Genomic DNA, 20,953 nt, shown 5'->3' on the forward strand with positions numbered 1-20,953 from the left:
TCATGTGGGCCGGTGAAAATAAACCAGTGACCGACTCACCCGAGGCCCGCCTGCTGATCGTCGAGGACGAGCCCAACATCCTCGAACTTCTGGCCGCGAGCCTGAGGTTCGCCGGGTTCGGTGTCAACACGGCGGGCAACGGCACGGACGCCGTCGCCGCCGTCCAACGGCACCGGCCCGACCTCATCGTGCTCGACGTGATGCTCCCCGACATGGACGGCTTCGACGTCGTACGGCGCCTGCGCGGCGGCGGCAGTGACACGCCGGTGGTCTTCCTCACCGCGCGTGACGCCACCGAGGACAAGATCCGCGGGCTGACCGTGGGCGGGGACGACTACGTGACCAAGCCGTTCAGCCTGGAGGAGGTCGTGGCCCGCATCCGGGCCGTGCTGCGCCGTACCGGCTCCGGCGATCTCGCGCCCCGGCCGCCCCGGCTCACCTTCGCCGATCTCGAGCTCGACGAGGAGAGCCACGAGGTGTGGCGCGGGGGCAGGGCGGTGTCGCTGTCGCCGACGGAGTTCAAGCTGCTGCGCTATTTCATGGCGAACGCGGGGCGGGTGCTGTCCAAGGTCCAGATCCTCGACCACGTGTGGGACTACGACTTCAGGGGCGACGTCGGGATCGTGGAGTCCTACGTCTCCGTGCTCCGCCGCAAGATCGACAATGTCGAACCGAGGTTGATCCACACCCTGCGCGGCGTCGGATACGTGCTGCGCCTACCACCGGCCCCGTGATGCTCGACGCGACTCCCCTGCGAGTGAAGCTGATCGGCGTCATCCTGGTCCTGCTGACGATCGCGCTCGCCCTCATCGGCATCGGCAGCGTCTCGATCATGCGCGGTTACCTGATCGACCGCGTCGACGGCCAGATCGACCTGACCACCGACTCCGCGCTGCGCCGCATGAACAACCGGGGGTCCGTCGCGCTGGTCGGCAAGTCGATGCCGTCCGACGCCAGGCTGGAACTCCGCGGCAGGAACGGCAAGACCCTCGTCCTGCTCAGCGGCATCGACGTGGAGGGCAAGCCGGGGCCGGAGGTGGCCCCGGGACAGGGCGGCCACTCGTTCGAGAACGGCGACTGGCGGGTCCGGGTGACCTCGCTGGACACCGGCGGAATCCTCATCGTGGCCGTGGACATGGGCGAGGTACGGCAGATCGTCGGCCAGCTCGCGCTGGTGGAGCTGCTCGGCGGGAGCGGCCTGGTGCTGATGCTCGCCGGGGCCGGTGTGGTGATCATCCGCAGGAGCCTGCGCCCGCTGGAGGAGATCGAGCGCACCGCGGAGGCCATCGCCGCCGGAGACCTGGGCCGCCGCGTCCCCGACGCCGACCCGCGCACCGAGGTGGGCCGCCTCGGCCGGTCGCTGAACGGCATGCTCGCCCAGATCGAGACGGCCTTCCGCGCCCGTTCGGAGTCGGAGTCCTCGGCCCGCAGCTCGGAGGAGCGCATGCGCAGGTTCGTCGCGGACGCCTCGCACGAGCTGCGCACGCCGCTGACCTCGATCCGGGGTTTCGCCGAGTTCTACCGGCAGGCGCCCGGCATCGACGCCGCGCCGTTGATGCGCCGGGTCGAGTCCGAGGCGGTCAGGATGGGCCTGCTCGTCGACGACCTGCTGATGCTGGCCCGGCTCGACCAGCAGCGGCCGATGGTCATGCGTCCGGTCGACCTGCTCGCCATCGCCGCCGACGCCGTCCACGACGCCCGCATCCTCGCCCCGGAACGCGAGGTCACCCTCTCGGTGGACGGTTCCGCGCTCATCGTCTCCGGCGACGAGGTACGGCTCCGCCAGGTCGTGGGCAACCTCATGACCAACGCGCTCACCCACACCCCCGAGCGCACCCCCGTACGGGTGGCCCTCTCCGGCGACGACGGCATGGCCGTCATCGAGGTCGCCGACGACGGGCCCGGCCTCACCGCCGAGCAGCGCGAGCGCGTCTTCGAGCGGTTCTACCGCGCCGACTCCGCCCGGGGCCGGCGCGCCCCCGAGGACGGCGGCAGCGGTCTCGGACTGGCCATCGTCGCCGCGATGGTCGAGGCGCACGGCGGCCGCGTCGCCGTGGAGTCGGAACCCGGCAAGGGCTCGACGTTCCGGGTGGTCCTCCCGCTCGCCCCCGAATCCGACTGAACCGCGCCTCCGGATCCGAACGGATCGCGCCTCCGGACCTGGCCGGGCCCCGCTCCCGGACCCGGCCGAACCCCACCGGAACCCGGCTGATTCCACCGGTCCAACCGGTCCAACCGGTCCAGCCGGTTACCGTCGCCGCCCGGTTCAGGGCGCGCCGGTGCCGGGTTCCGGCCAGCTGCTGTCGGGGAACTCCCCTCCGGCCGCGCCGCCGGGCAGTACCACCCGGTCGTTCTCGGACAGCCCGGAGGTGATCTCGACGTACCGGTCGCCGCGGACCCCCGTCTCCACGACCCGCTCGGCGCCCCCCGGCACGGTGACCCTGGAGACCCCGTCCCTGGTCCGTACGGCCTGCGCCGGGACGTAGAGCGTCTCGGCGGACTCGGCGACGGCCACGGTGACCGAGGCGGTCTGGCCCACCAGGAGGTTCGCCGGGGGCTCGTCGAACGCGATCGTGACGCCGTACCTCACCAGCCGGTCGCTGGTGGTCGCGGTGGGGGCGATCCCCGTCACGGTGCCCGTGTACCTCTCCCCCTGCCGGGTGGCCAGAGTGATCGCCGCCTGCTGCCCCGGCTTCAGACTGCCGATGTCCGACTCGGTGAACAGCGCCTCCACCTGAAGCTCGTCCAGGTCCCCGAGGGTGAGGAAGGTGCCGGTGCCCGCGCTGTCGCCGACCGCCCCGGCCACGGACATGACGGTGCCGTCGGCGGGGGCGACGATCCGCACGCCCGCGAGTTCCTCCGTGGCGTCGGTCAGCTCCGCCCGGGCCTGCTTCACGCGGGCCTCGGCCTGCTCCACGGTGAGCGTCCCCCGCCCGGCTCCGCCGTTCTGCTGAGAACCCTGCCGAGGGTCCTGCTTGGTGTTCCGCCCGGTGTTCCTGTCCGTTCCCGTTCCCGTGCTCGGCTTCGGGGTGGGGCATCCGGTGGTGGGCCTGGCGATGGCGGTCGGTAACGCCGTGCCGGTGGGACCGCTGGGACCGGTGGAGCTCGCCGTCGGTCCAGGATGCTCGCCGAGGCCGGTCGAGGGGCCCGAGGACGGGTCTGCGGGACCGGGGCCGGTGGTCGCGGGCGGCTCGCCCTTGTGCGGCCTCGCGGTCACGGTGACCGTCGCGGTGGCCGTCACGGTCACCGTCGGAGCGGCCGTCACGGTGACGGTGACCGTCGGCGCGGGCTGGGGAGCGCCCTCATCCGTCCGCGCGGCCACCGGTGTCGCGGTGGGTGCCGGTACGGACGCGGAGCTCCGCGCCGGAGCGGGGGTGAGGGCCGGGGCCGGGGCCGCCGCGAAGCGGTACCCGGCGGGGACGATCCCGCCCGCGGGGACGACCCGCACCGTCCGCGCCGATCCGGCCGGCGCGGACGCCGGGTACGGCGAGAACGTGCGCGCCGATCCGGCCGGCGTGGATGTCGAGGGTGGTGAGAGCGTGCGCGCGGGCCCCGGCCCCTGCGTGGGGGCACCCGTCCTGGTCGGGGCGGGCGTGGGGGTGGCGTCCGTTCCCGGAGGCCGTGTCGCCGTGGGCTCGCAGCCGGCCTGCCTGGCGGGACCCGTCCGGTCGGACCCCGCCCGATCCCCGGTCCGGTCAGCCGTCCGGTCCCCGTCCTGGCCTCCGGCCCGCTGCCCGGCCTCGGTCGTCCCCGTGCTCTCCGGCGTGCTCCCCGCCGTGTCCAGCGCCTCCTCGGCCGCCGCGAGCTGCGCCTTCGCCGCGTCGTAGCGCTCGCGTGCGGGGGCGGAACCGATCCTGGCGAGCACGTCCCCCCTGCCGACCCTGTCCCCGGCCTTGACGTAGACCTTCGTGACCGTCCCCGAACCGCCGAAGGCCAGGTCGCGGGTGCCGTCGTCCACGGTGCTGCCCGCGGCCGACACCGCGGCGGTCACCGTCCCGCGCCTGGCGGACGCCAGTTCCACCCGGGGAGCCTGGTCGGAGCCGCCGTCGAACACGACGATCGCCCCCGTACCCACCAGGACGAGGGCGGCCAGGGCGAGTCCTCCCGCGCGCAGCTTCTTCGGGAGATGGGTCGGTCTCATGGCGGACATCCTGGACCGCCTGATTCACAGCATGCTCACGGGTCCCTGAAGGTTTCCTGTGCATCATGGGCGGTACGACCAGGTCTGCAGGAAATCTTCAGCCTTCGTCGGGGTGAGTCCAAGCCTGATGCGCCAGTGTCAGGCGCTGTGAAGCTGTCGACCAAGCGCGGAGCGCTGATCGTGAACGGGACCCTGGGGGTCCTGTTGCTGGGTGGAGTGGTGATCGCCTACTCCTCCCTCGGCGGCGAGGCCTCATCCGCCGACGCCGCGGTGCGGACCGTGCCGGTGACCCGTGCCACGGTCTCGGCCTCCGTCTCCGCCTCGGGAACCGTGGCCAGCGCCCGCGCCCGGTCCCTCTCCTTCGGATCGAACGGCACCGTCGAGAAGATCTACGTCAAGGCCGGTGACAAGGTCACCGCGGGGCAGATCCTCGCCCGGCTGGACGACGACTCGGCGCAGGAGAGCCTTGACGCGGCCGCCGCCGCCCTCGACTCCGCGGACGACGACACCTCCACCGCCGCGGCCTACGCCCAGTACGTCACGGCCAGGAACACCTACCGGTCCGCGAAGCGCGCGGTGGAGGGCACCGTCATCAAGGCGCCGTTCACCGGTACGGTCACCGCCGTCAACGGCACGGTCGGCGGCTCCTCGGGCACCGCCGCCAAAGCCGCGACCAACGCGAACAACTCGGCCGGGTCCGGAGCCAACGCCAACGCGAACGCCTCGGGCGGGTTCGTCGACCTCGCCGACACCCGCAGGCTCGAACTCGTCGGCGCCTTCACCGAGGCCGACGTCACCAAGCTCAAGATCGGCCAGACGGCCTCCATCGGGTTCGACGCGCTCACCGGGGTCACCGCCTCCGGCAAGGTCACCCAGATCCAGCCGACCGCCACCACCAGCAACAACGTGGTCCAGTACCCGGTGACGATCTCCTTCACCGAGGTGCCGAAGCAGGTCAGGCTCGGCCAGACGGCCACGGTCGGGGTCGTCGTCGAGCGTGCCGAGGACGTGCTCGCCGTCTCCTCCGCGGTGATCTCCACGGCGGGCGGGCGGAGCACGGTGACCGTACTGCGGGACGGACGCCAGGTGCCCGTCCAGGTGAAGACCGGGATCAAGGGCGACGCGCTCACCGAGATCAGGTCCGGGCTCGCCGAGGGCGACCGGGTGGTCCGCCCGGTGGTCACCGAGACCACCCGGCAGGGCGGGGGCTTCCCCGGCCTCGGCGGCGGGGGCGGCGGTCGCAACGGCGGTGGCGGCAACGGCGGCATCCGCCCCGCCGGGGGAGGAAACGGCCGATGACCGTCCCCGTCCTGTCCCTCACGGACATCACCAAGGTGTACGGCAGGGGAGACGCCGAGGTCCGGGCGCTGCGCGGGGTGTCGCTCAGCGTCGACCGGGGCGACTACGTCGCCGTCATGGGCGCCTCGGGCTCCGGCAAGTCCACGCTCATGAACATCCTGGGCTGCCTGGACGTGCCCACCTCCGGCGACTACCGCATCGACGGCACCGACGTCGGCTCGCTGGACGAGCGCAGGCTCGCCGTCCTCCGCAACCGGAAGATCGGATTCGTCTTCCAGTCGTTCAACCTGATCCCCCGGATGAGCGCGCTCGCCAACGTCGAGCTGCCCATGGCGTACGGCGGGGTCGGCGCCGCCGACCGGCGGGCCCGCGCCCTGGCGGCCCTGGAGCAGGTCGGCCTGTCCGACCGGGTCCGCCACGAGCCGAACCAGCTCTCCGGCGGCCAGCAGCAGCGGGTGGCCGTGGCCAGGGCGCTGGTCACCGCGCCCGCCCTCCTGCTCGCCGACGAGCCGACCGGCAACCTCGACACCGCCTCCACCGGGGACGTGCTGGGCATCCTCGACCGGCTGAGCGTCGCGGGCCGGACGATCGTGATCATCACCCATGAGGACGACGTGGCCGCCCACGCCAAGCGGGTCATCCGCCTGGTGGACGGCCGGATCGTCGAGGACCGTCGCCAGGCCCCCGCCGACGGCCTCCCGCCCCGCGTGCCGGAGGTCACCGCGTGAGCCGGCTCGAGATCCTGAGGTTCGCGCTCCGCGGGCTGGCCGCCAACAAGCTGCGCAGCTTCCTGACCACCCTCGGCATCCTCATCGGGGTGGCGGCCGTGATCCTGCTGGTCGCCTTCGGCGAGGGGGCCTCGCAGAGCATCCAGCAGTCCATCCAGCGGCTCGGCGCCAACACCCTTACCATCTCGGCGTCCTTCGCCGGAGGCGGCGGTGGCGGTGGTGGTGCTTTCGGGGGAGGGGGCGGCGGCGGGGGCCGGGCGGCCGGGGGCCAGAACGAGGGCCCGCGTACCCAGGCCAGGCAGCTCACCCTGGAGGACGCCAGGGCGCTGACCGACCGCGAGCGGGTTCCCTCGGTGCGGAGCGTGTCGCCCGTGGTGACCGCGAACGCGGCCACCGCCGTCCACGAGGGCGCCAGCCACACGATCGCGCAGCTCGTGGGCACCTACCCCAGTTACTTCGAGGCTACGAACAGGCCCGTCGAGAGCGGCACCTACTTCGTCAACGACGACGTGCTCGCCGCCAGGAAGGTCATGGTCATCGGGCGGACGGTGGCCGAGGAGCTGTTCGGCACGGCCGATCCGGTCGGCAGGCCGGTCAGCGTCTCCGGGGTGCCGTTCACGGTGATCGGGGTGCTCAGGGAGTCGGGCTCGGCGGGCATGCAGGACGCCGACGACGTGGCCGTCGTGCCGCTGCCCGCCGTGCAGCAGAGCCTGACGGGGTTCGGCGCGCTCGGCTCGATCATCGTGCAGGCGACCGGTGCCGACACGACCGACTCCGCCCAGGCCGAGGTGACCGCCGTGCTCGACCAGCGGCACGGCATCACCCCGGCGGGCGTCGCGGACTACCGGATCCTGAACCAGGCCACCCTGCAGGAGACCGTCAGCTCGACCGTGGGGATCTTCACCGCCCTGCTCGGCGCCGTCGCCGCCATCTCACTGCTGGTCGGCGGCATCGGCATCACCAACATCATGCTCGTCACCGTCACCGAACGGACCAGGGAGATCGGCATCAGGAAGGCCATCGGCGCGCCCAGGAGCGCCATCCTCGGCCAGTTCCTGCTGGAGGCGACGGTGCTGAGCCTGGTGGGCGGCCTGTCGGGGGTCGCGGTCGCGTTCGCCGGCACCCGCTTCACGATCGCCGGGATCTCACCGGTGCTCGTACCGTCCTCGATCGCGCTGGCCCTCGGCGTCTCCGTGGGCATCGGGCTGTTCTTCGGCGGCTACCCGGCCAACCGGGCGGCCAGGCTCCGGCCCATCGAGGCCCTGCGTCACGAGTGACCCGTACGGCTTACCCGGCTTAGGCAAGGAGAGAAACATGGGCGGCGACGCCGACGAGACGGTCCCGGCGGGGAGCGCGCTGGAGAGTTCCCCGTTCCGGGGGGACCTGGACAGCGAACTGGCGGCCCGGCCGCCGCGCCGCCTGCCGACGCTCACCCTCGTGCTGGGCGCCGGGGTGATGCTCGTGGCGGGGGTGATCGTGGGCATCCAGGCGCAGAAGGCGATGGGCGGCCCGTCCGGCGGCCCCGCGACGGCGACGCGGCAGGGTGACGTGGGCCCCGGCGGCTTCGGCGGTTTCGGCGGCGGCCAGGGCCGTCAAGGGGGCCAGAGGGCCGGTCAGGACGGTGGCGGCCGGGGCGGCATGACCGTCGGCACGGTGCAGCGGGTCGAGGGCGGCAGGGTCTACGTCCAGACGGCGGACGGCTCGGTCGTGACCGTGAACACCACGGACGAGACGTCCGTACGCGTCACGAAGGAGGGCAAGGTCACCGACCTCGAGCCCGGAGGCGCGGTGGTCGTACGCGGGGCGGCGGCCGACGACGGCTCGGTGACCGCGACCGCGATCACCGAGCCGTCGTCGGGCGCCGGACGCCGGTGAACCGGCCGCGGGCGAAGGGCGGGCCGTTTCCTGTAGGCGGTGGTGAATCGGGTTCCCGGGGGCGGCGCGCCGGTCGCCGTGAGCGCGGGCGAACCGCTTCGCGGGAGCGGTGCCGAGACGGTTCTCAGGAAACGTTCAGCCCTGGCTGAGCTGCGTTCCAGCGAGGTGGGCGAGCCTCGGGATGTGCTGGACAGAGTGGAAGCCCGATTGCTGGTCGTGGACGACGAACCGAACATCAGGGAGTTGCTCTCGGCCAGCCTGCGCCTGTCCGGGTTCGAGGTGGTGACCGCGGTGGACGGCCGGGAGGCCGTGCACTTCGCCGAGCGGATCCGTCCCGATCTGGTCGTGCTGGACGTGATGCTGCCCGACATGGACGGCTTCGCCGTGGCGGGGCGGCTGCGGGAGATGAGCGGGCAGATGCCCGTGCTCTTCCTGACCGCCAGGGACGCCACCGACGACAAGGTCGCCGGGCTGCGCCTGGCCGACGACTACGTGACCAAGCCGTTCAGCCTGGAGGAGGTCCTCGCCCGCATCCGGGCCGTGCTCCGCCGTACCAGGGGAGACCTCGACCTGCCGGTCCGCCTGCAGGTCGGTGACCTCGAGCTGGACGAGGAGGCGCACCAGGTCTGGCGCTCCGGCGTCCCGGTGCGGCTGTCGCCGACCGAGTTCAAGCTCCTGCACTACTTCATGGTCAACACCGGCAGGGTGCTCTCCAAGGCGCAGATCCTCGACCACGTCTGGAACTACGACTTCGGCGGCGACGCCGGGGTGGTCGAGTCCTACGTCTCCTACCTGCGCCGGAAGGTCGACACGGCCGAGCCCCGGCTCATCCACACCCTCCGCGGTGTGGGCTATGTGCTGCGACCGCCCCACAGTGATTGAACTTTCAGCTGATATTCAGCTTCAGCTGACCCGTTTCTGAGCTTTATGTGTTCCAATAGACAATGCACGACCCCCGATCACCTCGGAAGCATCCGATGGGCTCGGGCTCGCCTCCAGCTGCGGGGGAGACGAGCTCGGCACGGCCCGCGGATGAGGTCCGAGGGCTGGGCCCCACCGCTTTACCGAGTTCGCCCCCGTAACCCGGTCGAGCGGTGGGGCCAAACGCGTCTAGAGGGGCTCTCGCAGGGCAGGATCGACCGTATGGGTGACAACGACGGTCTTCTGGAGACGCTGCGGGAGTTGCGGCGGCATCTCGACCGCGAGCTGTTCCCCCTCGCGATCGGCGACGTGGTGGCCGACCGCCGGGCGCTGCGCGAGCTGACCGGCCAGCTCGACGACTACCTGATCCCCCGGCTGAGCGCGATCGACGCTCCGCTGCTCGCCGTCGTCGGCGGCTCCACCGGGGCCGGGAAGTCCACGCTGGTGAACTCCCTGGTCGCCGAGGACGTCTCCGAGCCGGGCGTGCTGCGGCCCACGACGATGGCCCCCACCCTGGTCACCAGCCCCGTCGACCGCGAGTGGTTCACCGCCCAGCACGTCCTGCCCGGCCTGCCGCGCGTCACCGGGAGCGGCAGGGGCGAGCCCGGCACGCTCCGGATCGTCACCGCCGCGGCCGTCCCGCCGGGCCTGGCCCTGCTCGACGCCCCCGACATCGACTCGATCGTCACCGCCAACCGCGAGCTGGCCGCCCAGCTGCTCGCCGCCGCCGACCTGTGGTTGTTCACCACCACCGCCTCCCGGTACGCCGACGAGGTCCCCTGGAGTTTCCTGCGTTCGGCCAGGGAGCGGAGCACGGCCCTCGCCGTCGTCCTGTCCAGGGTCCCCCCCGAGGCCATGGGCGTGGTGCGCAAGGACCTGAAGCGGTTGCTGGAGGCGAACGGCCTGGGCGGGACGCACCTTTTCGAGGTGCCCGAGCTGGTACTGCCCGACGAGAACGCCCGCCTGCCGCGTCAGGCGGTCCAGCCGATCGCCGACTGGCTCATCGCCATCGCCGCCGACTCCCGTTCCCGCGCCGAGGTGGTACGCCAGACCCTGTCCGGCGCGCTGGAGAGCCTCTCCACCCGCGTGCCCGCGCTCGCCGCGGCGGTCGACCGCCAGCACACCGGGGCCGAGGAGCTCCGCTCGATGGCGGACGCCGCCTACGCCGTGGGCCTGTCCACCTTCGACGAGGGCATGCGGGACGGGTCGCTGCTGCGCGGCGAGGTCCTGGCCCGCTGGCAGGACTTCATCGGCACCGGCGACCTGATGCGCTCCCTGGAGAGCCGGGTCGGCAGGTTCAGGGACCGGGTCGTGGCCTTCGTCACCGGGCGGCCCGCGCCCGAGAGCGAGCTGCGGATCGCTCTGGAGAGCGGGGTGGAGGCGCTGATCAGGGCCTCGGCCGACAGCGCCGCCGAACGCCTGCTGGAGTCGTGGTCGTCGCACCCCTCGGGGCGGGCCCTCCTGGAACGCGAGGGGGTCGCCGTCGCCGGGCGTCTCGGCCGCGCCTCCGCCGACCTGCCCGCCAGGGCCGAGGAGGCCGTCAGGGGCTGGCAGTCGTACGTGCTCGACCTGGTCCGCGAGGAGGGGGCGGACCGGCGGACCACCGCCCGCGTCACCTCGTTCGGCCTCAACGGGGCCGGGCTGCTGCTGATGATCGCGGTGTTCGCCTCGACCGGCGGCCTGACCGGCATCGAGGTCGGCATCGCCGGAGGCACCAGCGTGCTCAGCCAGAAGGTCCTGGAGGCCGTCTTCGGCGACCAGGCCGTCCGCGACCTCACCGTCAAGGCCCGCTCCGACCTGCGCGCCCGCGTGGCGATCCTCCTCGGCCAGGACGCCGACCGCTTCACCGACCTGCTGGACGCCGTCCAGCCCCCCGAGGGCACCGCCCCCGCCCTCCGCGCCACCGCCGGCGCCATCCGCGAGCACCTGCGCGAGCTCCCCGTCGCGGACCGCCGGGCCGCGCTTCCCGCGGGTTCCGTCCCGGCCGCCGTGGGGGAGTCCCGGAGACCGTCCGACGGCCTTCCACACGTGACCGGCGCACCCGACGGCGTCCCGCGCGCCACCGGTGCGGGAGAGGCGGGCCAGGCGTGAAGCTGCTGCGACGAGAGAAGACGGTCTCGCTGGACGACCGGCTGGCGGCGCTGGCGCGCGCCGCCGACCTGGCCGACGGGAGGCTGGACGCCGAGGCGGTCGCCGCGGCGCGTTCGGTCATCTCCCGCGCCGGCGTACGTGCGAGCCTGTCGGTCGACCACACCGCGGTCGCGCTGGCAGGGGCCACCGGCAGCGGCAAGTCCTCGCTGTTCAACCTGCTGTCGGGCACCTCACTCGCCACGGTCGGCGTCACCAGGCCGACCACCTCGACCGCTCAGGCCGCACTCTGGGAGGGCGCCGGGGCGGGACCACTGCTCGACTGGCTGGAGATCCCCCGCCGCCACGAGCTCCTCGACACCTCTGGCCAGGCCGCTCAGAGCCCGCGGCACGGGAACGGCGAGGGGCCCCGGCCCGGCACCGGCCGGTCGGCCGGTGCGAAGGGGACCGAGCTGAGCGAGCGGGCCGGCGGCACGGCCTTCGGGACGGACGGGGAGGCCGCCGGGCTGATCCTGCTGGACCTGCCCGACCACGACTCGATCGAGCCGTCGCACCGGCTGGAGGTCGACAGGCTCGTCGAGCTGGTCGACCTGCTGGTGTGGGTGCTCGACCCGCAGAAGTACGCCGACGCGGCCGTCCACGACCGCTACCTCAGGCCGCTGGCCCGGCACCGGGACGTCATGGTCGTCGTCCTCAACCAGGTCGACCGGCTCTCCCCGGCCGCCGCCGAGCGGTGCCTGAAGGACCTCCGGCGGCTCCTCGACGAGGACGGGCTGACCGGTGTCCCGGTGGTCGGGGTGTCCACCCGCACCGGCGCGGGCGTCCCCGAGCTGAGCTCGCTGCTCACCTCCCGGGTCGCCGACCGGCGGTCCTGGTCCGCCCGCCTCGCCGCCGACGCGGGGATGGCCGCCGACGCGCTTCTCCAGGCGTCCGGCGTCACCCCCGGCGAGACCCCTCCTGACGTCGCGAGCAGGCCGGACGGCCTGGCGAGGCCGCTGAGGGACGCGCTGTCGCAGGCCGCCGGGGTGCCGGTCGTCGTCGAGGCCGTGGCCAAGTCCCACCGGCACCGCTCGGTCGCCGCCACCGGCTGGCCGCCCACCCGGTGGATCCGCCGTCTGCGGCCCGACCCACTCCGCCGCCTCCGCCTGGACGCCACGAGCCGGTCCACCGGAGAACGGGTGGTGCCAAGGGAGCCCGGAGAGCCGGGGAACGTCATCGGGAGGACGTCGATCCCCGTCGCTACCGTCGTCCAGCGCTCCCGGATGGACACCGCGATCCGCGAGGCCGCCGGGGCCGCCTCCGCGGGGCTTCCCGCGCCGTGGGCCGCTGCCGTGCGGCAGGCGGCGAGGTCGCGCGGAGACGAACTGGAGGACGGCCTGGACCGGGCGGTGGCCACCACCTCGCTCGGGGTCTCCAAACGGCCCCTGTGGTGGCGGCTGGCCGGGCTGGCGCAGTGGCTGGCGCTCGCGACGGTGCTCGCCGGGGGGATCTGGTTGCTCGCCCTGGTAGCCCTCGACTATCTCCGGCTTCCGCAGCTCTACATGCCGACCGCGGGGGAGCTGCCCTGGCCGACCACGCTGCTGATCGGGGGCGTCCTGCTCGGTCTGCTGATCGCGCTGCTCTCCCGGGTGGCCGCCTGGCTCGGTGGCCGTCGCCGGGCCCGCAAGGCGGCGAAGGCGTTGCGGTCGAGCGTCGACAAGGTCGGCCGCGAGCTGGTGCTGGATCCCATGGAGGAGGAGCTGACCCGGTATCGGCACTTCACCGAGGCGGTCACGGTGGCCGGGAACGGAACCCGCGGATAGCCCGCGGACAGGCGGACGGTTTCGGCGGGGATCGAGCGCCTCCCGGGCGAAGGGGGACGGACCCTGGAGAAGGGATTCTGGCGTCCGTCTCTCAGGAGGCGCTCATCCGCGTCCTCTCCCACTGCCGTGCGGAGCCGGTCGGGGCCGGTCGGCGCGTCAGGTGGGGGGAGCGCGTCAGGAAGTGAGATTCACGTAATAGCTCGAATAGCCGTTCATGTCGATCAGCCGGGTGCCGACGAGCCTGGCGGCGGTGCTGCCGATGCCGATGCAGGAGTCGAAGGCGTTCTGGTAGACGTACATCGGGCCGTAGGCGCCGGTCCAGACGGCTCCGTTGGCCGCTTCGGCGTAGTAGGCGGCATAGCGGTTGTCGGTGTTGAGGACGAACGCCTCGCCGCCCGGGTCGATGGGCCACCAGCCCCGGGTGCCCCACTGACCGTAGTCGCGGCAGCCGTCGGGGCTGTAGAACATGATCGCGACCCACACCTTGGAGGTGTAGCGGTTACGGAAGTGCAGTTGCATCTCTACTCCTCCGATTCCGTGAATCGCATGGCGAGGGGCCTGTCGTCGATCGGCTGGTCGGCCAGGGGCGGCAGGTGGTCGTCGGTCTTCGCGACCACGGCGGCGCGGTCGGCCGCCCCCGGCCGCTCGTCCGTCTCGCCCGTGTTGGCCGCCGCCGCGTCCGCGAACGCCACCCGGGGGTCGGGGGAGCGTTCGGTGCCGTTGTCCGGCATGTGGCTCACCTACATTCGTTGAGTTCGTAGAGTGATTAATTGACAACATACAGTCACCATCAAGGCCGTGTAAAGAATCGTTTTCATTTCCACGGGTGGCGCGGTGGCGGAGAGGAGGCTGGTCGCCGAGGTCGCGGAGAGTCTCGTCCAGGCAGGACGGCGCCTGGCCTGTGCGACCCATTCGATCCAGGCGCGTCTTCGAAGTGGGGCCGTCCTTGCCCCGCACCTGGGCGTGCGGTGTCCCCAACCGCGTCGGTGGCTCGGGCCTCGGCCGCTCGGATCGTTTCACCTGCACCGATACGCTCGGCCGGTCCGCCATCGACCGCGGCGGGTGCGTCCGTCCGCCGCCGACAATTTTTCTTTTATTGACGATATGAGTCGTCGGCCGCTATCGTCGAGACGTGTTCGAAGCGGGGATTTCGAACACCGCACTGTGGATCGCCGCGGGCGGCGACGACACCAAGGAGCCCTGACATGTCGCACGAATTCCGTCTCACCCACGACGTGGACCTCCAGGCCACCCCCGAGGAGGTCTGGGAGGCGATCGCGACCGGCCCCGGCGTCGACTCGTGGTTCATGGGCAAGAACGAGATCGAGCCTCGCGAGGGCGGCAGGACGTCCATGGCGATGCCCGGCTTCACCGGCGAGGCCACGGTCACCGCCTGGGAGCCGCCGCACCGGTTCGGCTATCGCTCGGAGCCCGGAGAGGACGGTGCGTCCATGGCGTTCGAATACCTCGTGGAGGGCCGTGACGGCGGCGGCACCGCGCTGCGGTTCGTGCACAGCGGCGTCCTGACCGGCGACTGGGAGGCGGAGTACGACGCGCTCCGCAAGGGCAACCCGCTCTATCTGCGGACCCTCGCGCGGTATCTGGAGCACTTCCCGGGCCGCACCGCCGTGCCGGTCGCCGCGTTCGGCCCGCAGCAGCCCGACCAGGACCTGGTCTGGGCCGGCCTCACCCGTGCCGTCGGCCTGTCCGAGCAGGTCGGGGAGGGTGACAAGGTGCACTTCACGATCGCGGGGCAGACCGTCGACGGCGTGGTCGACACGGTGCTCGCCCCCGGCTTCCTGGGCGTGCGGACCGACGACGCGCTACTGCGGTTCGTCGGGGGCGGCGGCGTCATCATGACCGGCCACCACATCTTCGCCGACGTCGACCAGGCCGACGCCGAGCGGATCTGGGGCGCGTGGCTCGCGTCCGTCTACGCCTGAGTCGCCCGGCCATGAAGATCATGAAGTTTGTGTGGACACCCGCCCGGGTTGCCGCGGTCCGCCGTCACCCTTCCGCCCAGGGACGGCGGGCGGAAAGCCGCTCAGGCTGTCGTCACCGGTAGCGGAAGCCGTCGAAGAAGCGGCGGAAGACACCGCCGATGCGGGGCAGGGGCTCGGCCGGGGGCGGCGCCTGCGCGCGCTGCCTGGCGATGGGCTGGTCGTAGTCGGTCCGCGCGATGGCGTCGAGGACCTGCTGCTCGTCGAAGTCCTCGGAACCCTCGATCACGGGGACGAAACCGACCAGCATCCCGTTGCGCATCACCTGGGCTTCGAGGCCCGCGGTGCCGTCGGTGTCCCATTCGGCCTCGCGCCCGTCGGGCAGTGACACGCGTATCCCGAACTGATACACGCCGACCCTCGCCAGGTGGCCGTCTATTCCGCGATCGCGCAGCGCGTCAACGATCCGTCGTGCCCGGTTCTCTTCCACCTCTCCCAGGATAGGTCGGCTCTCCCCGGATGGGCCGGCCGGACCGCGTCCGCCCGTACGGCATGTCCGGGGCGCATGAGGCCGTCCGGGGCCGTCCGGTGTCTGTCCCGTGTCGGTCGGTGCGGATCGACAGCGGCCGGCGAAGCGGTCGGTGAAGTGGGAGGATCCCTCACTCCGAGCCGGTGACGGACGGTAACCCATCCGAAATATAGCTATAACGCATATATCGCACGCTTTGCGGGTGATCACCGCTTCCTCGGATGACCCAGCCGAGGCGAGACCTTCACCGAAGGACGTGCTGCCTCTCATGAACCGTTCTGGTCTCCGATCCGGACTGCGCCGCACGGCGTCCCGCACCAGCCTCTACGTCACCTCGTTCGCCACCGTCGCGGCCCTCGGCGCGGTGGCGCTGACCACCCCGACGCAGGCCGAGTCCACCGGCAGGCCGCCTTTCTCCATCGACCTGGAGACGGTGACCGTAAGTCAGCTCCAGCAGGCCCTGGGAGCGAGGAAAATCACCTCCGAGTGGCTCGTCAACGCCTACATCGAACGGATCCGCGCGCTCAACAGCGACGGGCCGGGACTGAACGCCGTCCGGGTGCTCAACGGCAGCGCCATGGACGAGGCCAGGCAGGCCGACAGGGATCGCGGCAGGGGGAGGGCACGTGGCCCGATGCACGGCATACCCGTACTGGTGAAGGACAACATCGACGTCAACCGGCTGCCGACGACGGCGGGCGCCCTGGCCCTGGCCGACTCCTATCCCCAGGACGACGCCTTTCTCACCAAAAGGCTCCGGGCGGCGGGAGCGATCATCCTGGGCAAGACCAACCTGACCGAGTTCGCCAACTTCACCACGTCGGGAATGCCGTCCGGATACAGCGGGCTGGGGGGACAGGTCCTCAACCCGTACGACGTCAGCCAGACCCCCAGCGGATCGAGCTCGGGGTCCGGATCGGCGGCGGCCTCCGCGCTCGCGGCGGTGACCATCGGCACCGAGACCTCGGGATCGATCCTCAGCCCGTCGGTGGCGAACTCGCTCGTCGGCGTGAAGCCGACCGTGGGACTGGTCAGCCGGACCGGCATCGTCCCGATCGCCGCGAGCCAGGACACGGCCGGGCCGATGACGCGCTCCGTGTACGACGCCGCGGCGCTGCTGACCGCGCTCACCGGCATCGACCCTCAGGACCCGGCGACCGCGGCCAGTAAGGACGTCGTCGGTACCGACTACACGGCGGCGTTGTCGAAGGACGCGCTCAAGAACGTGAAGATCGGTGTCGTCGGCGCCCCGACCGGGAACCAGGGCGTCGCCTTCACCCGGGCCGTCGACGTGCTGCGCGCGCAGGGCGCCACGGTCAGCGCCGTGACGGTGGACACGAGCGGGCTTCCGGCGAGCATCCTGAACTACGAGTTCAAGCGTGACCTGAACGCCTATCTCGCCCGGCTGGGCCGCCGCGCCCCCATGAAGACACTGGACGACGTCGTCCGCTTCAACCTCGCCCACGCCGGAGAGGGGGCGATCAAGTTCGGCCAGACCCTGCTGGAGACCTCGAACGCCATCAACCTGGACGACCCCGCCACCAAGGCCACCTACGAGGCCGACCGTGACAACGGCATCGCCACGGCCCGCCAGCGCCTCGACTCGGCGTTGCAGTCCGGCGGTTTCGACGCGCTCGTGTTCGCGGGCAACGGCTCGGCGGGCATCGGCGCGCGGGCGCAGTATCCCTCGGTCGCCGTGCCCATCGGGTACGACCCGGCCAACGGGCGCCCGTTCGGCATGACGTTCCTCGGCACCGCCTTCACCGAGGCCAGGCTCCTGGCCTACGCGTACGCCTACGAGCAGGCCTCGCGGGAGTGGCGCCCGCCGTCGGTGGTCAACCCGTCCCTCTTCCGGTGCGCCCAGCCGGGGGGCAGGCAGCCGCAGACCTGCGCGCCTTGACCCGTTGACCTCCTGATCCCCGCCGTCCTGAGGGCCGGGGACGTGTTCCGGCCCGTCTCGCGTCCGCCACCTCCGGGTGGGCGCGAGGCGGGCCTGGTATGTGCCGCTGTCGCCGCTGTAGGTTCTCAGATGCTCATATTTCTTGATCTTTGTCTCGGTCATCGCGAGCGAACCGGTACCTCTCCACCCCGCACTCCGGAGTAATTCCATGCCCGCAGCACTCGAGATCCACGGCCTGTGCAAGACCTTCGGTGAGAAGGTCGCCGTCGACCACGTGGATCTGAACATCCCCCAGGGCTCCTTCTACGGGCTTGTCGGCCAGAACGGCGCGGGCAAGACCACCACCCTGTCCATGGCCGTCGGCCTGCTCCGCCCCGACGACGGCCACGCGCGCATCTTCGGCGCCGACGTCTGGTCCGACCCGGCCACGGCCAAGACGCTGGTCGGCGTCCTGCCCGACGGGATGGCCATGCCCGAACGGCTCACCGGCCGGGAGGTGCTGACCTACCTCGGGCTGCTCCGCGGGCTGCCGCGCGAGGTCGTCGACCAGCGCGCCGAGGAACTGCTGTCGGTGCTGGAACTCGACGAGGCGGAGAAGACGCTCGTCATCGAGTACTCCACCGGGATGCGCAAGAAGATCGGCCTGGCCACCGCTCTGCTGCACGCTCCGAGGCTGCTCGTGCTCGACGAGCCCTTCGAGGCCGTGGACCCGGTGTCCGCCGCGACGATCAAGACGATCCTGCGCGGTTTCGTGGCCGGTGGCGGGTCCATCGTGCTCTCCAGCCACGTCATGGCCCTGGTGGAGCAGCTCTGCGACCACGTCGCGGTGATCGACAAGGGCAGGGTGGCCGCCGCGGGCTCCCTGGACGAGGTCCGCGGCACCGGCTCCCTCGAAGACACCTTCGTCGGCCTGGTCGGCACCTCCGACGGCGGAGTGAAGGAGCTGACGTGGCTGTCGAGCTGACCATGGTCAACATGAAGGTGGCCGTACTCCGGCACTCGATGACCGGACAGCGGGCCGGCTTCGTCGTCATGGGCGCGCTGGTCGGCCTGGTCCTCGCGGCCGGCACGATCTTCACGGCCCTCTCCTGGCCGGACCTGCTCCCGGCCGTCTACGCCGTCTGGATGCTGGGCTGGATCTTCGGTCCCGTCTTCGCCGGGGGCGGTGACGAGACGCTCCGCCCGGAGTACTTCACGCTGCTCGGCCTGCGACCGCGCCGCCTGGCCACGGGACTGCTCGTGGCGGCCTTCGTCGGGGTGGCGCCCGTGATCAGCCTGCTCGCCCTGACCGGGCTCACGGTCTTCGGCGTACGGCAGGGCGTCGCGGCCGCGCTCGTCTCGATCCCCGCGCTGCTGCTCCAGCTCACGGTGTTCGTCCTGCTCTCCCGGGTCGCGGTCGCCCTGCTCGGCCTGGCCCTGCGCTCCCGCGTGGGCGCGGTCGGCGCCGGGCTGACCAACGGCCTGATCCTGGCCTTCCTCGGCCAGATCTGGGTCGTCTTCATGGCACTCGGGCAGACGGCGGGGATCCCGCCGGTGGTGACGACGGCGGCCCGCTACCTGCCCTCCGGCTGGGGGACGGTCGCGGTCGAGGCCGCCGCGTCCGCCGACTGGTCGCGGGCCCTGGCGGCCCTCGGCGGGATGGCGCTGCTGGTCGTCCTGCTGCTGGCCGCGTGGGCGGCGCTGCTCACCCGGCGGGCCGGGGCGTCGAGGGCGGCCACGAGGGGACGCCGGCCGATCCGGGCCACCACCGCCTCCGGCGCCGTACTCGCCAAGGAGTTGCGCACCTGGTCGCGTGACCTGGTGCGCACCCACCAGCTGACCTTCGCCCTCGCCTACGGCGTGTGTTTCGCCGCGGCCCCGCTGCTGGTGGGCTGGACGGGGATGCTGCCCTGGGCGGGACCGGTGTTCGTCGTGATGGCCGCGGCCATGTCGGCCAACCTCTACGGCACCGACGGCACCGCGCTGTGGCTCACGCTCATGACGCCCGGCGCGAGCGACGTCCGCGGGCGGCAGCACGCGTGGCTGCTGACCGTCGCGCCCGTCGCCCTCGTGGTGACGGTCTCCCTCGCCGCGGTCACCGGCGGGCCGTGGCCCATGCTGCTCGCCGTCCTCCTCGCCCTGCTGGGCGGCGGCGCCGGACTGGTCCCCCTGGTCTCGGTGTACGGGCTCATCCCCGGCACCGACCCGCACCGGCGCGGCGGCAACCCGCTGCGCTCCACGGAGGAGGACGGCGCGGTCACCGGCATGGTGTACGCGGTGCTGGCGCTGACGGCCCTCACCGCGGCTCCCGCGGCGATCGCGGCCGGGTTCCTCGGCTGGGCGGGAGTCGCCGTCGGCATCCTGACGGGGGCTCTCTGCTACTGGGGGTTCGGGCTGCTCGCCGAGCGGCGGCTGCTGGAGAAAGGGCCCGAGCTGCTCGACACGATGCGCACCGGCCGCCGACCGGCTCCGAAACCGGGCACGGTCAGCCGGCTCCCCTTCGAGTCCCTGCCGCGCCACAAGCAGATCATCATCGGGTTCTGCTTCACGGTCGGTGCGATCCCGCTGTTCCCGCAGGGGCTGCTGGCCGGCTATCTCAAGGCGTCGGAGAGCCCGACGCGCGCGTGGTTCCTCGCCCTCTACCTGCCGCCGTGGCTGCAGTGGCCCACGATCGTGTTCATGGTCCTGCTGGGGGTGGGCCTCTACACGACGGGTGTGGTCCTCTCCTACCGTCGTAAGGAGTCTCCGACGGTCAGCGGTGAACCCGGTGGTGAACCCGGCGGTGAACTCAGCAGCGAACTCAGTGGTGAACGATGAGCCAGGTCGCGACGGCGGTGACGGTCTCCGAGCGGTTGCCGATGATGTGCGGGCGGCTGCACGGGAAGGTGATGGAGTCGCCCTCGGCGAGGGTGACGACCTCCGACTCGAAGTCGATGGTCAGCTCGCCCCGGGTCACCGTCCCGACCTCGTAGCCCTCGTGCTTGAGGAAGTGGCCGTGGGCGTTGGAGATCGAGCCCGGCGGATAGGTCGACTCGAAGAACTCCACGTCGGGTGACGGCGTGGGCGAGAGCCTGCGGAAGGTGATGCCGCCGCTGAGCCGGATGGGGGCGACCTCCCACGAGCGCCGGATGGCGAACCGCCCGGCGGGGGGGTCCTGCCCCGCCGGGCCGGCGCCGGCCGGCTCGGCGGTGTCGAACACGGCCGCGAGCGGCACGCCGATCGCGGACACGAAGGCGATGAGCCTGCTGACGGACGGCCGCATCGTGCCGAGCTCGATCTGGGAGACCGCGCTGGCCGAGATGCCGAGCTCGCGCGCCAGGGCGCGCAGCGACATCCCCGACCGGAGTCGCAGCTCGCGAAGCCTCCGGCCGAGGCGCTCGTTCGTGATCGCCTCGATCTCCGTGCCGGGTTCCGGGGTCATGCCTGTCACGGCCTCCACACCAATTGTCACAAGGCCTTTACGCGGGTGAAATTAGGACTCGGGTGTCAAGGCATACATTGACGGCAGCTGTTAAGTGACCACTTAACAGCCCACGCCACAGCCCCTGCGACGACCCCGGCCACAGCCCATGCCGCGGCCCGTCACACAGCCCGTCAAGCAGTCCCGAACGGTTGCCGCGGCTGCGCCGACCCGCCATTCTCGCCGATCCTCCGAAGCCGATTCCTCGCGCCGATCCCCCGAGCCGATCCCGGCACCTTCCGCCTCGGCGCGCCCGCACGCGGGACACCGGTTCCCGCGCCGTACCCCCCA

18 protein-coding genes are annotated in these 20,953 nt (G+C 72.0%); 13 read left to right on the forward strand and 5 right to left on the reverse strand.

Annotation, left to right across the window (positions count from 1 at the left end; translation table 11 throughout):
- Positions 1-2 precede the first annotated feature (2 nt).
- Together ACVCAG_RS27390 and ACVCAG_RS27395 are read left to right on the forward strand one after the other, a co-directional pair.
- Complete coding sequence (locus tag ACVCAG_RS27390; RefSeq protein WP_447190514.1) at positions 3-734, forward strand: response regulator transcription factor; 732 nt, start codon at positions 3-5, stop codon at positions 732-734.
- Positions 734-2,122, forward strand: coding sequence for a HAMP domain-containing sensor histidine kinase (locus ACVCAG_RS27395; RefSeq protein ID WP_440086284.1), 1,389 nt, complete (start codon positions 734-736; stop codon positions 2,120-2,122). Before ACVCAG_RS27390 ends, ACVCAG_RS27395 begins: the two co-directional genes overlap by 1 nt.
- Positions 2,123-2,266: 144 nt before the next feature.
- Here the strand turns inward: ACVCAG_RS27395 and ACVCAG_RS27400 are convergent, their stop codons facing one another.
- Positions 2,267-4,141, reverse strand: a complete 1,875-nt coding sequence (locus ACVCAG_RS27400; protein ID WP_447190515.1) for an efflux RND transporter periplasmic adaptor subunit — start codon at positions 4,139-4,141, stop codon at positions 2,267-2,269.
- Between the two features lie 135 nt (positions 4,142-4,276).
- Between ACVCAG_RS27400 and ACVCAG_RS27405 the strand changes: the two genes are divergently transcribed.
- From ACVCAG_RS27405 to ACVCAG_RS27435, 7 genes are all read left to right on the forward strand, one after another.
- Positions 4,277-5,440: an efflux RND transporter periplasmic adaptor subunit gene (locus tag ACVCAG_RS27405; protein WP_440086254.1), complete on the forward strand. Its 1,164-nt coding sequence runs from the start codon at positions 4,277-4,279 to the stop codon at positions 5,438-5,440.
- Positions 5,437-6,168 (forward strand): ATP-binding cassette domain-containing protein, encoded by a 732-nt coding sequence (locus tag ACVCAG_RS27410; protein ID WP_440086253.1) that lies wholly within the window; start codon positions 5,437-5,439, stop codon positions 6,166-6,168. Before ACVCAG_RS27405 ends, ACVCAG_RS27410 begins: the two co-directional genes overlap by 4 nt.
- On the forward strand, positions 6,165-7,445 hold the full coding sequence (locus ACVCAG_RS27415) for an ABC transporter permease (protein ID WP_440086252.1): 1,281 nt from the start codon (positions 6,165-6,167) through the stop codon (positions 7,443-7,445). Before ACVCAG_RS27410 ends, ACVCAG_RS27415 begins: the two co-directional genes overlap by 4 nt.
- 37 nt (positions 7,446-7,482) lie before the next feature.
- Positions 7,483-8,043 (forward strand): hypothetical protein, encoded by a 561-nt coding sequence (locus tag ACVCAG_RS27420; protein WP_440086251.1) that lies wholly within the window; start codon positions 7,483-7,485, stop codon positions 8,041-8,043.
- 183 nt (positions 8,044-8,226) lie between these two features.
- Entirely contained in the window at positions 8,227-8,925 is a 699-nt protein-coding gene (locus ACVCAG_RS27425) for a response regulator transcription factor (RefSeq protein ID WP_350969699.1), read from the forward strand.
- A 261-nt stretch (positions 8,926-9,186) separates the two neighbouring features.
- Positions 9,187-11,055 carry an ABC transporter gene (locus ACVCAG_RS27430; RefSeq protein ID WP_440086250.1) on the forward strand — a complete coding sequence of 623 codons (1,869 nt, stop codon included), beginning with the start codon at positions 9,187-9,189 and terminating at the stop codon, positions 11,053-11,055.
- The gene (locus tag ACVCAG_RS27435) at positions 11,052-12,854 is read left to right on the forward strand and encodes a GTPase (RefSeq protein ID WP_440086249.1); all 1,803 of its coding nucleotides are present in this window, start codon (positions 11,052-11,054) and stop codon (positions 12,852-12,854) included. Before ACVCAG_RS27430 ends, ACVCAG_RS27435 begins: the two co-directional genes overlap by 4 nt.
- A 174-nt stretch (positions 12,855-13,028) precedes the next feature.
- On the opposite strand, the gene ACVCAG_RS27440 is transcribed toward ACVCAG_RS27435, so the two are convergent.
- Positions 13,029-13,373: a DUF1036 domain-containing protein gene (locus ACVCAG_RS27440; RefSeq protein ID WP_440086248.1), complete on the reverse strand. Its 345-nt coding sequence runs from the start codon at positions 13,371-13,373 to the stop codon at positions 13,029-13,031.
- Between the two features lie 2 nt (positions 13,374-13,375).
- Positions 13,376-13,585, reverse strand: a complete 210-nt coding sequence (locus ACVCAG_RS27445) for a hypothetical protein (protein ID WP_362841132.1) — start codon at positions 13,583-13,585, stop codon at positions 13,376-13,378.
- 474 nt (positions 13,586-14,059) lie between these two features.
- Here ACVCAG_RS27445 and ACVCAG_RS27450 point away from each other — a divergent pair, with 474 nt between their 5' ends.
- Positions 14,060-14,797: an SRPBCC domain-containing protein gene (locus tag ACVCAG_RS27450; RefSeq protein WP_440086247.1), complete on the forward strand. Its 738-nt coding sequence runs from the start codon at positions 14,060-14,062 to the stop codon at positions 14,795-14,797.
- A gap of 112 nt (positions 14,798-14,909) precedes the next feature.
- On the opposite strand, the gene ACVCAG_RS27455 is transcribed toward ACVCAG_RS27450, so the two are convergent.
- Complete coding sequence (locus tag ACVCAG_RS27455) at positions 14,910-15,284, reverse strand: hypothetical protein (RefSeq protein WP_329086781.1); 375 nt, start codon at positions 15,282-15,284, stop codon at positions 14,910-14,912.
- A gap of 307 nt (positions 15,285-15,591) precedes the next feature.
- On the opposite strand from ACVCAG_RS27455, the gene ACVCAG_RS27460 reads away from it, so the two are divergent.
- The 3 genes from ACVCAG_RS27460 (at position 15,592) to ACVCAG_RS27470 (ending at position 20,019) form a co-directional block, all read left to right on the forward strand.
- Positions 15,592-17,223 carry an amidase family protein gene (locus tag ACVCAG_RS27460; RefSeq protein WP_440086246.1) on the forward strand — a complete coding sequence of 544 codons (1,632 nt, stop codon included), beginning with the start codon at positions 15,592-15,594 and terminating at the stop codon, positions 17,221-17,223.
- A gap of 208 nt (positions 17,224-17,431) precedes the next feature.
- Positions 17,432-18,187: an ATP-binding cassette domain-containing protein gene (locus tag ACVCAG_RS27465; RefSeq protein WP_440086245.1), complete on the forward strand. Its 756-nt coding sequence runs from the start codon at positions 17,432-17,434 to the stop codon at positions 18,185-18,187.
- A complete protein-coding gene (locus tag ACVCAG_RS27470) occupies positions 18,172-20,019 on the forward strand; it encodes a hypothetical protein (RefSeq protein WP_447190516.1) in 1,848 nt (615 codons plus the stop codon). Before ACVCAG_RS27465 ends, ACVCAG_RS27470 begins: the two co-directional genes overlap by 16 nt.
- Here ACVCAG_RS27470 and ACVCAG_RS27475 read toward each other — a convergent pair.
- Entirely contained in the window at positions 20,003-20,623 is a 621-nt protein-coding gene (locus ACVCAG_RS27475; protein WP_447190517.1) for a helix-turn-helix domain-containing protein, read from the reverse strand. The two genes, ACVCAG_RS27470 and ACVCAG_RS27475, sit on opposite strands and share 17 nt — an antisense overlap.
- Between the last annotated feature and the right edge of the window lie 330 nt (positions 20,624-20,953).

Source organism: Streptosporangium sp. G12, from assembly GCF_052983175.1.

Bases quoted from the DNA above. Each gene is read 5' to 3' on its own strand.
- ACVCAG_RS27430 (WP_440086250.1), top strand. From the start codon at position 9,187: ATGGGTGACAACGACGGTCTTCTGGAGACGCTGCGGGAGTTGCGGCGG.
- ACVCAG_RS27420 (WP_440086251.1), top strand. From the start codon at position 7,483: ATGGGCGGCGACGCCGACGAGACGGTCCCGGCGGGGAGCGCGCTGGAG.
- ACVCAG_RS27440 (WP_440086248.1), bottom strand. From the start codon at position 13,373: ATGCAACTGCACTTCCGTAACCGCTACACCTCCAAGGTGTGGGTCGCG.
- ACVCAG_RS27460 (WP_440086246.1), top strand. From the start codon at position 15,592: ATGAACCGTTCTGGTCTCCGATCCGGACTGCGCCGCACGGCGTCCCGC.
- ACVCAG_RS27465 (WP_440086245.1), top strand. From the start codon at position 17,432: ATGCCCGCAGCACTCGAGATCCACGGCCTGTGCAAGACCTTCGGTGAG.
- ACVCAG_RS27390 (WP_447190514.1), top strand. From the start codon at position 3: ATGTGGGCCGGTGAAAATAAACCAGTGACCGACTCACCCGAGGCCCGC.
- ACVCAG_RS27410 (WP_440086253.1), top strand. From the start codon at position 5,437: ATGACCGTCCCCGTCCTGTCCCTCACGGACATCACCAAGGTGTACGGC.
- ACVCAG_RS27400 (WP_447190515.1), bottom strand. From the start codon at position 4,141: ATGAGACCGACCCATCTCCCGAAGAAGCTGCGCGCGGGAGGACTCGCC.
- ACVCAG_RS27450 (WP_440086247.1), top strand. From the start codon at position 14,060: ATGTCGCACGAATTCCGTCTCACCCACGACGTGGACCTCCAGGCCACC.
- ACVCAG_RS27475 (WP_447190517.1), bottom strand. From the start codon at position 20,623: ATGACCCCGGAACCCGGCACGGAGATCGAGGCGATCACGAACGAGCGC.
- ACVCAG_RS27445 (WP_362841132.1), bottom strand. From the start codon at position 13,585: ATGCCGGACAACGGCACCGAACGCTCCCCCGACCCCCGGGTGGCGTTC.
- ACVCAG_RS27395 (WP_440086284.1), top strand. From the start codon at position 734: ATGCTCGACGCGACTCCCCTGCGAGTGAAGCTGATCGGCGTCATCCTG.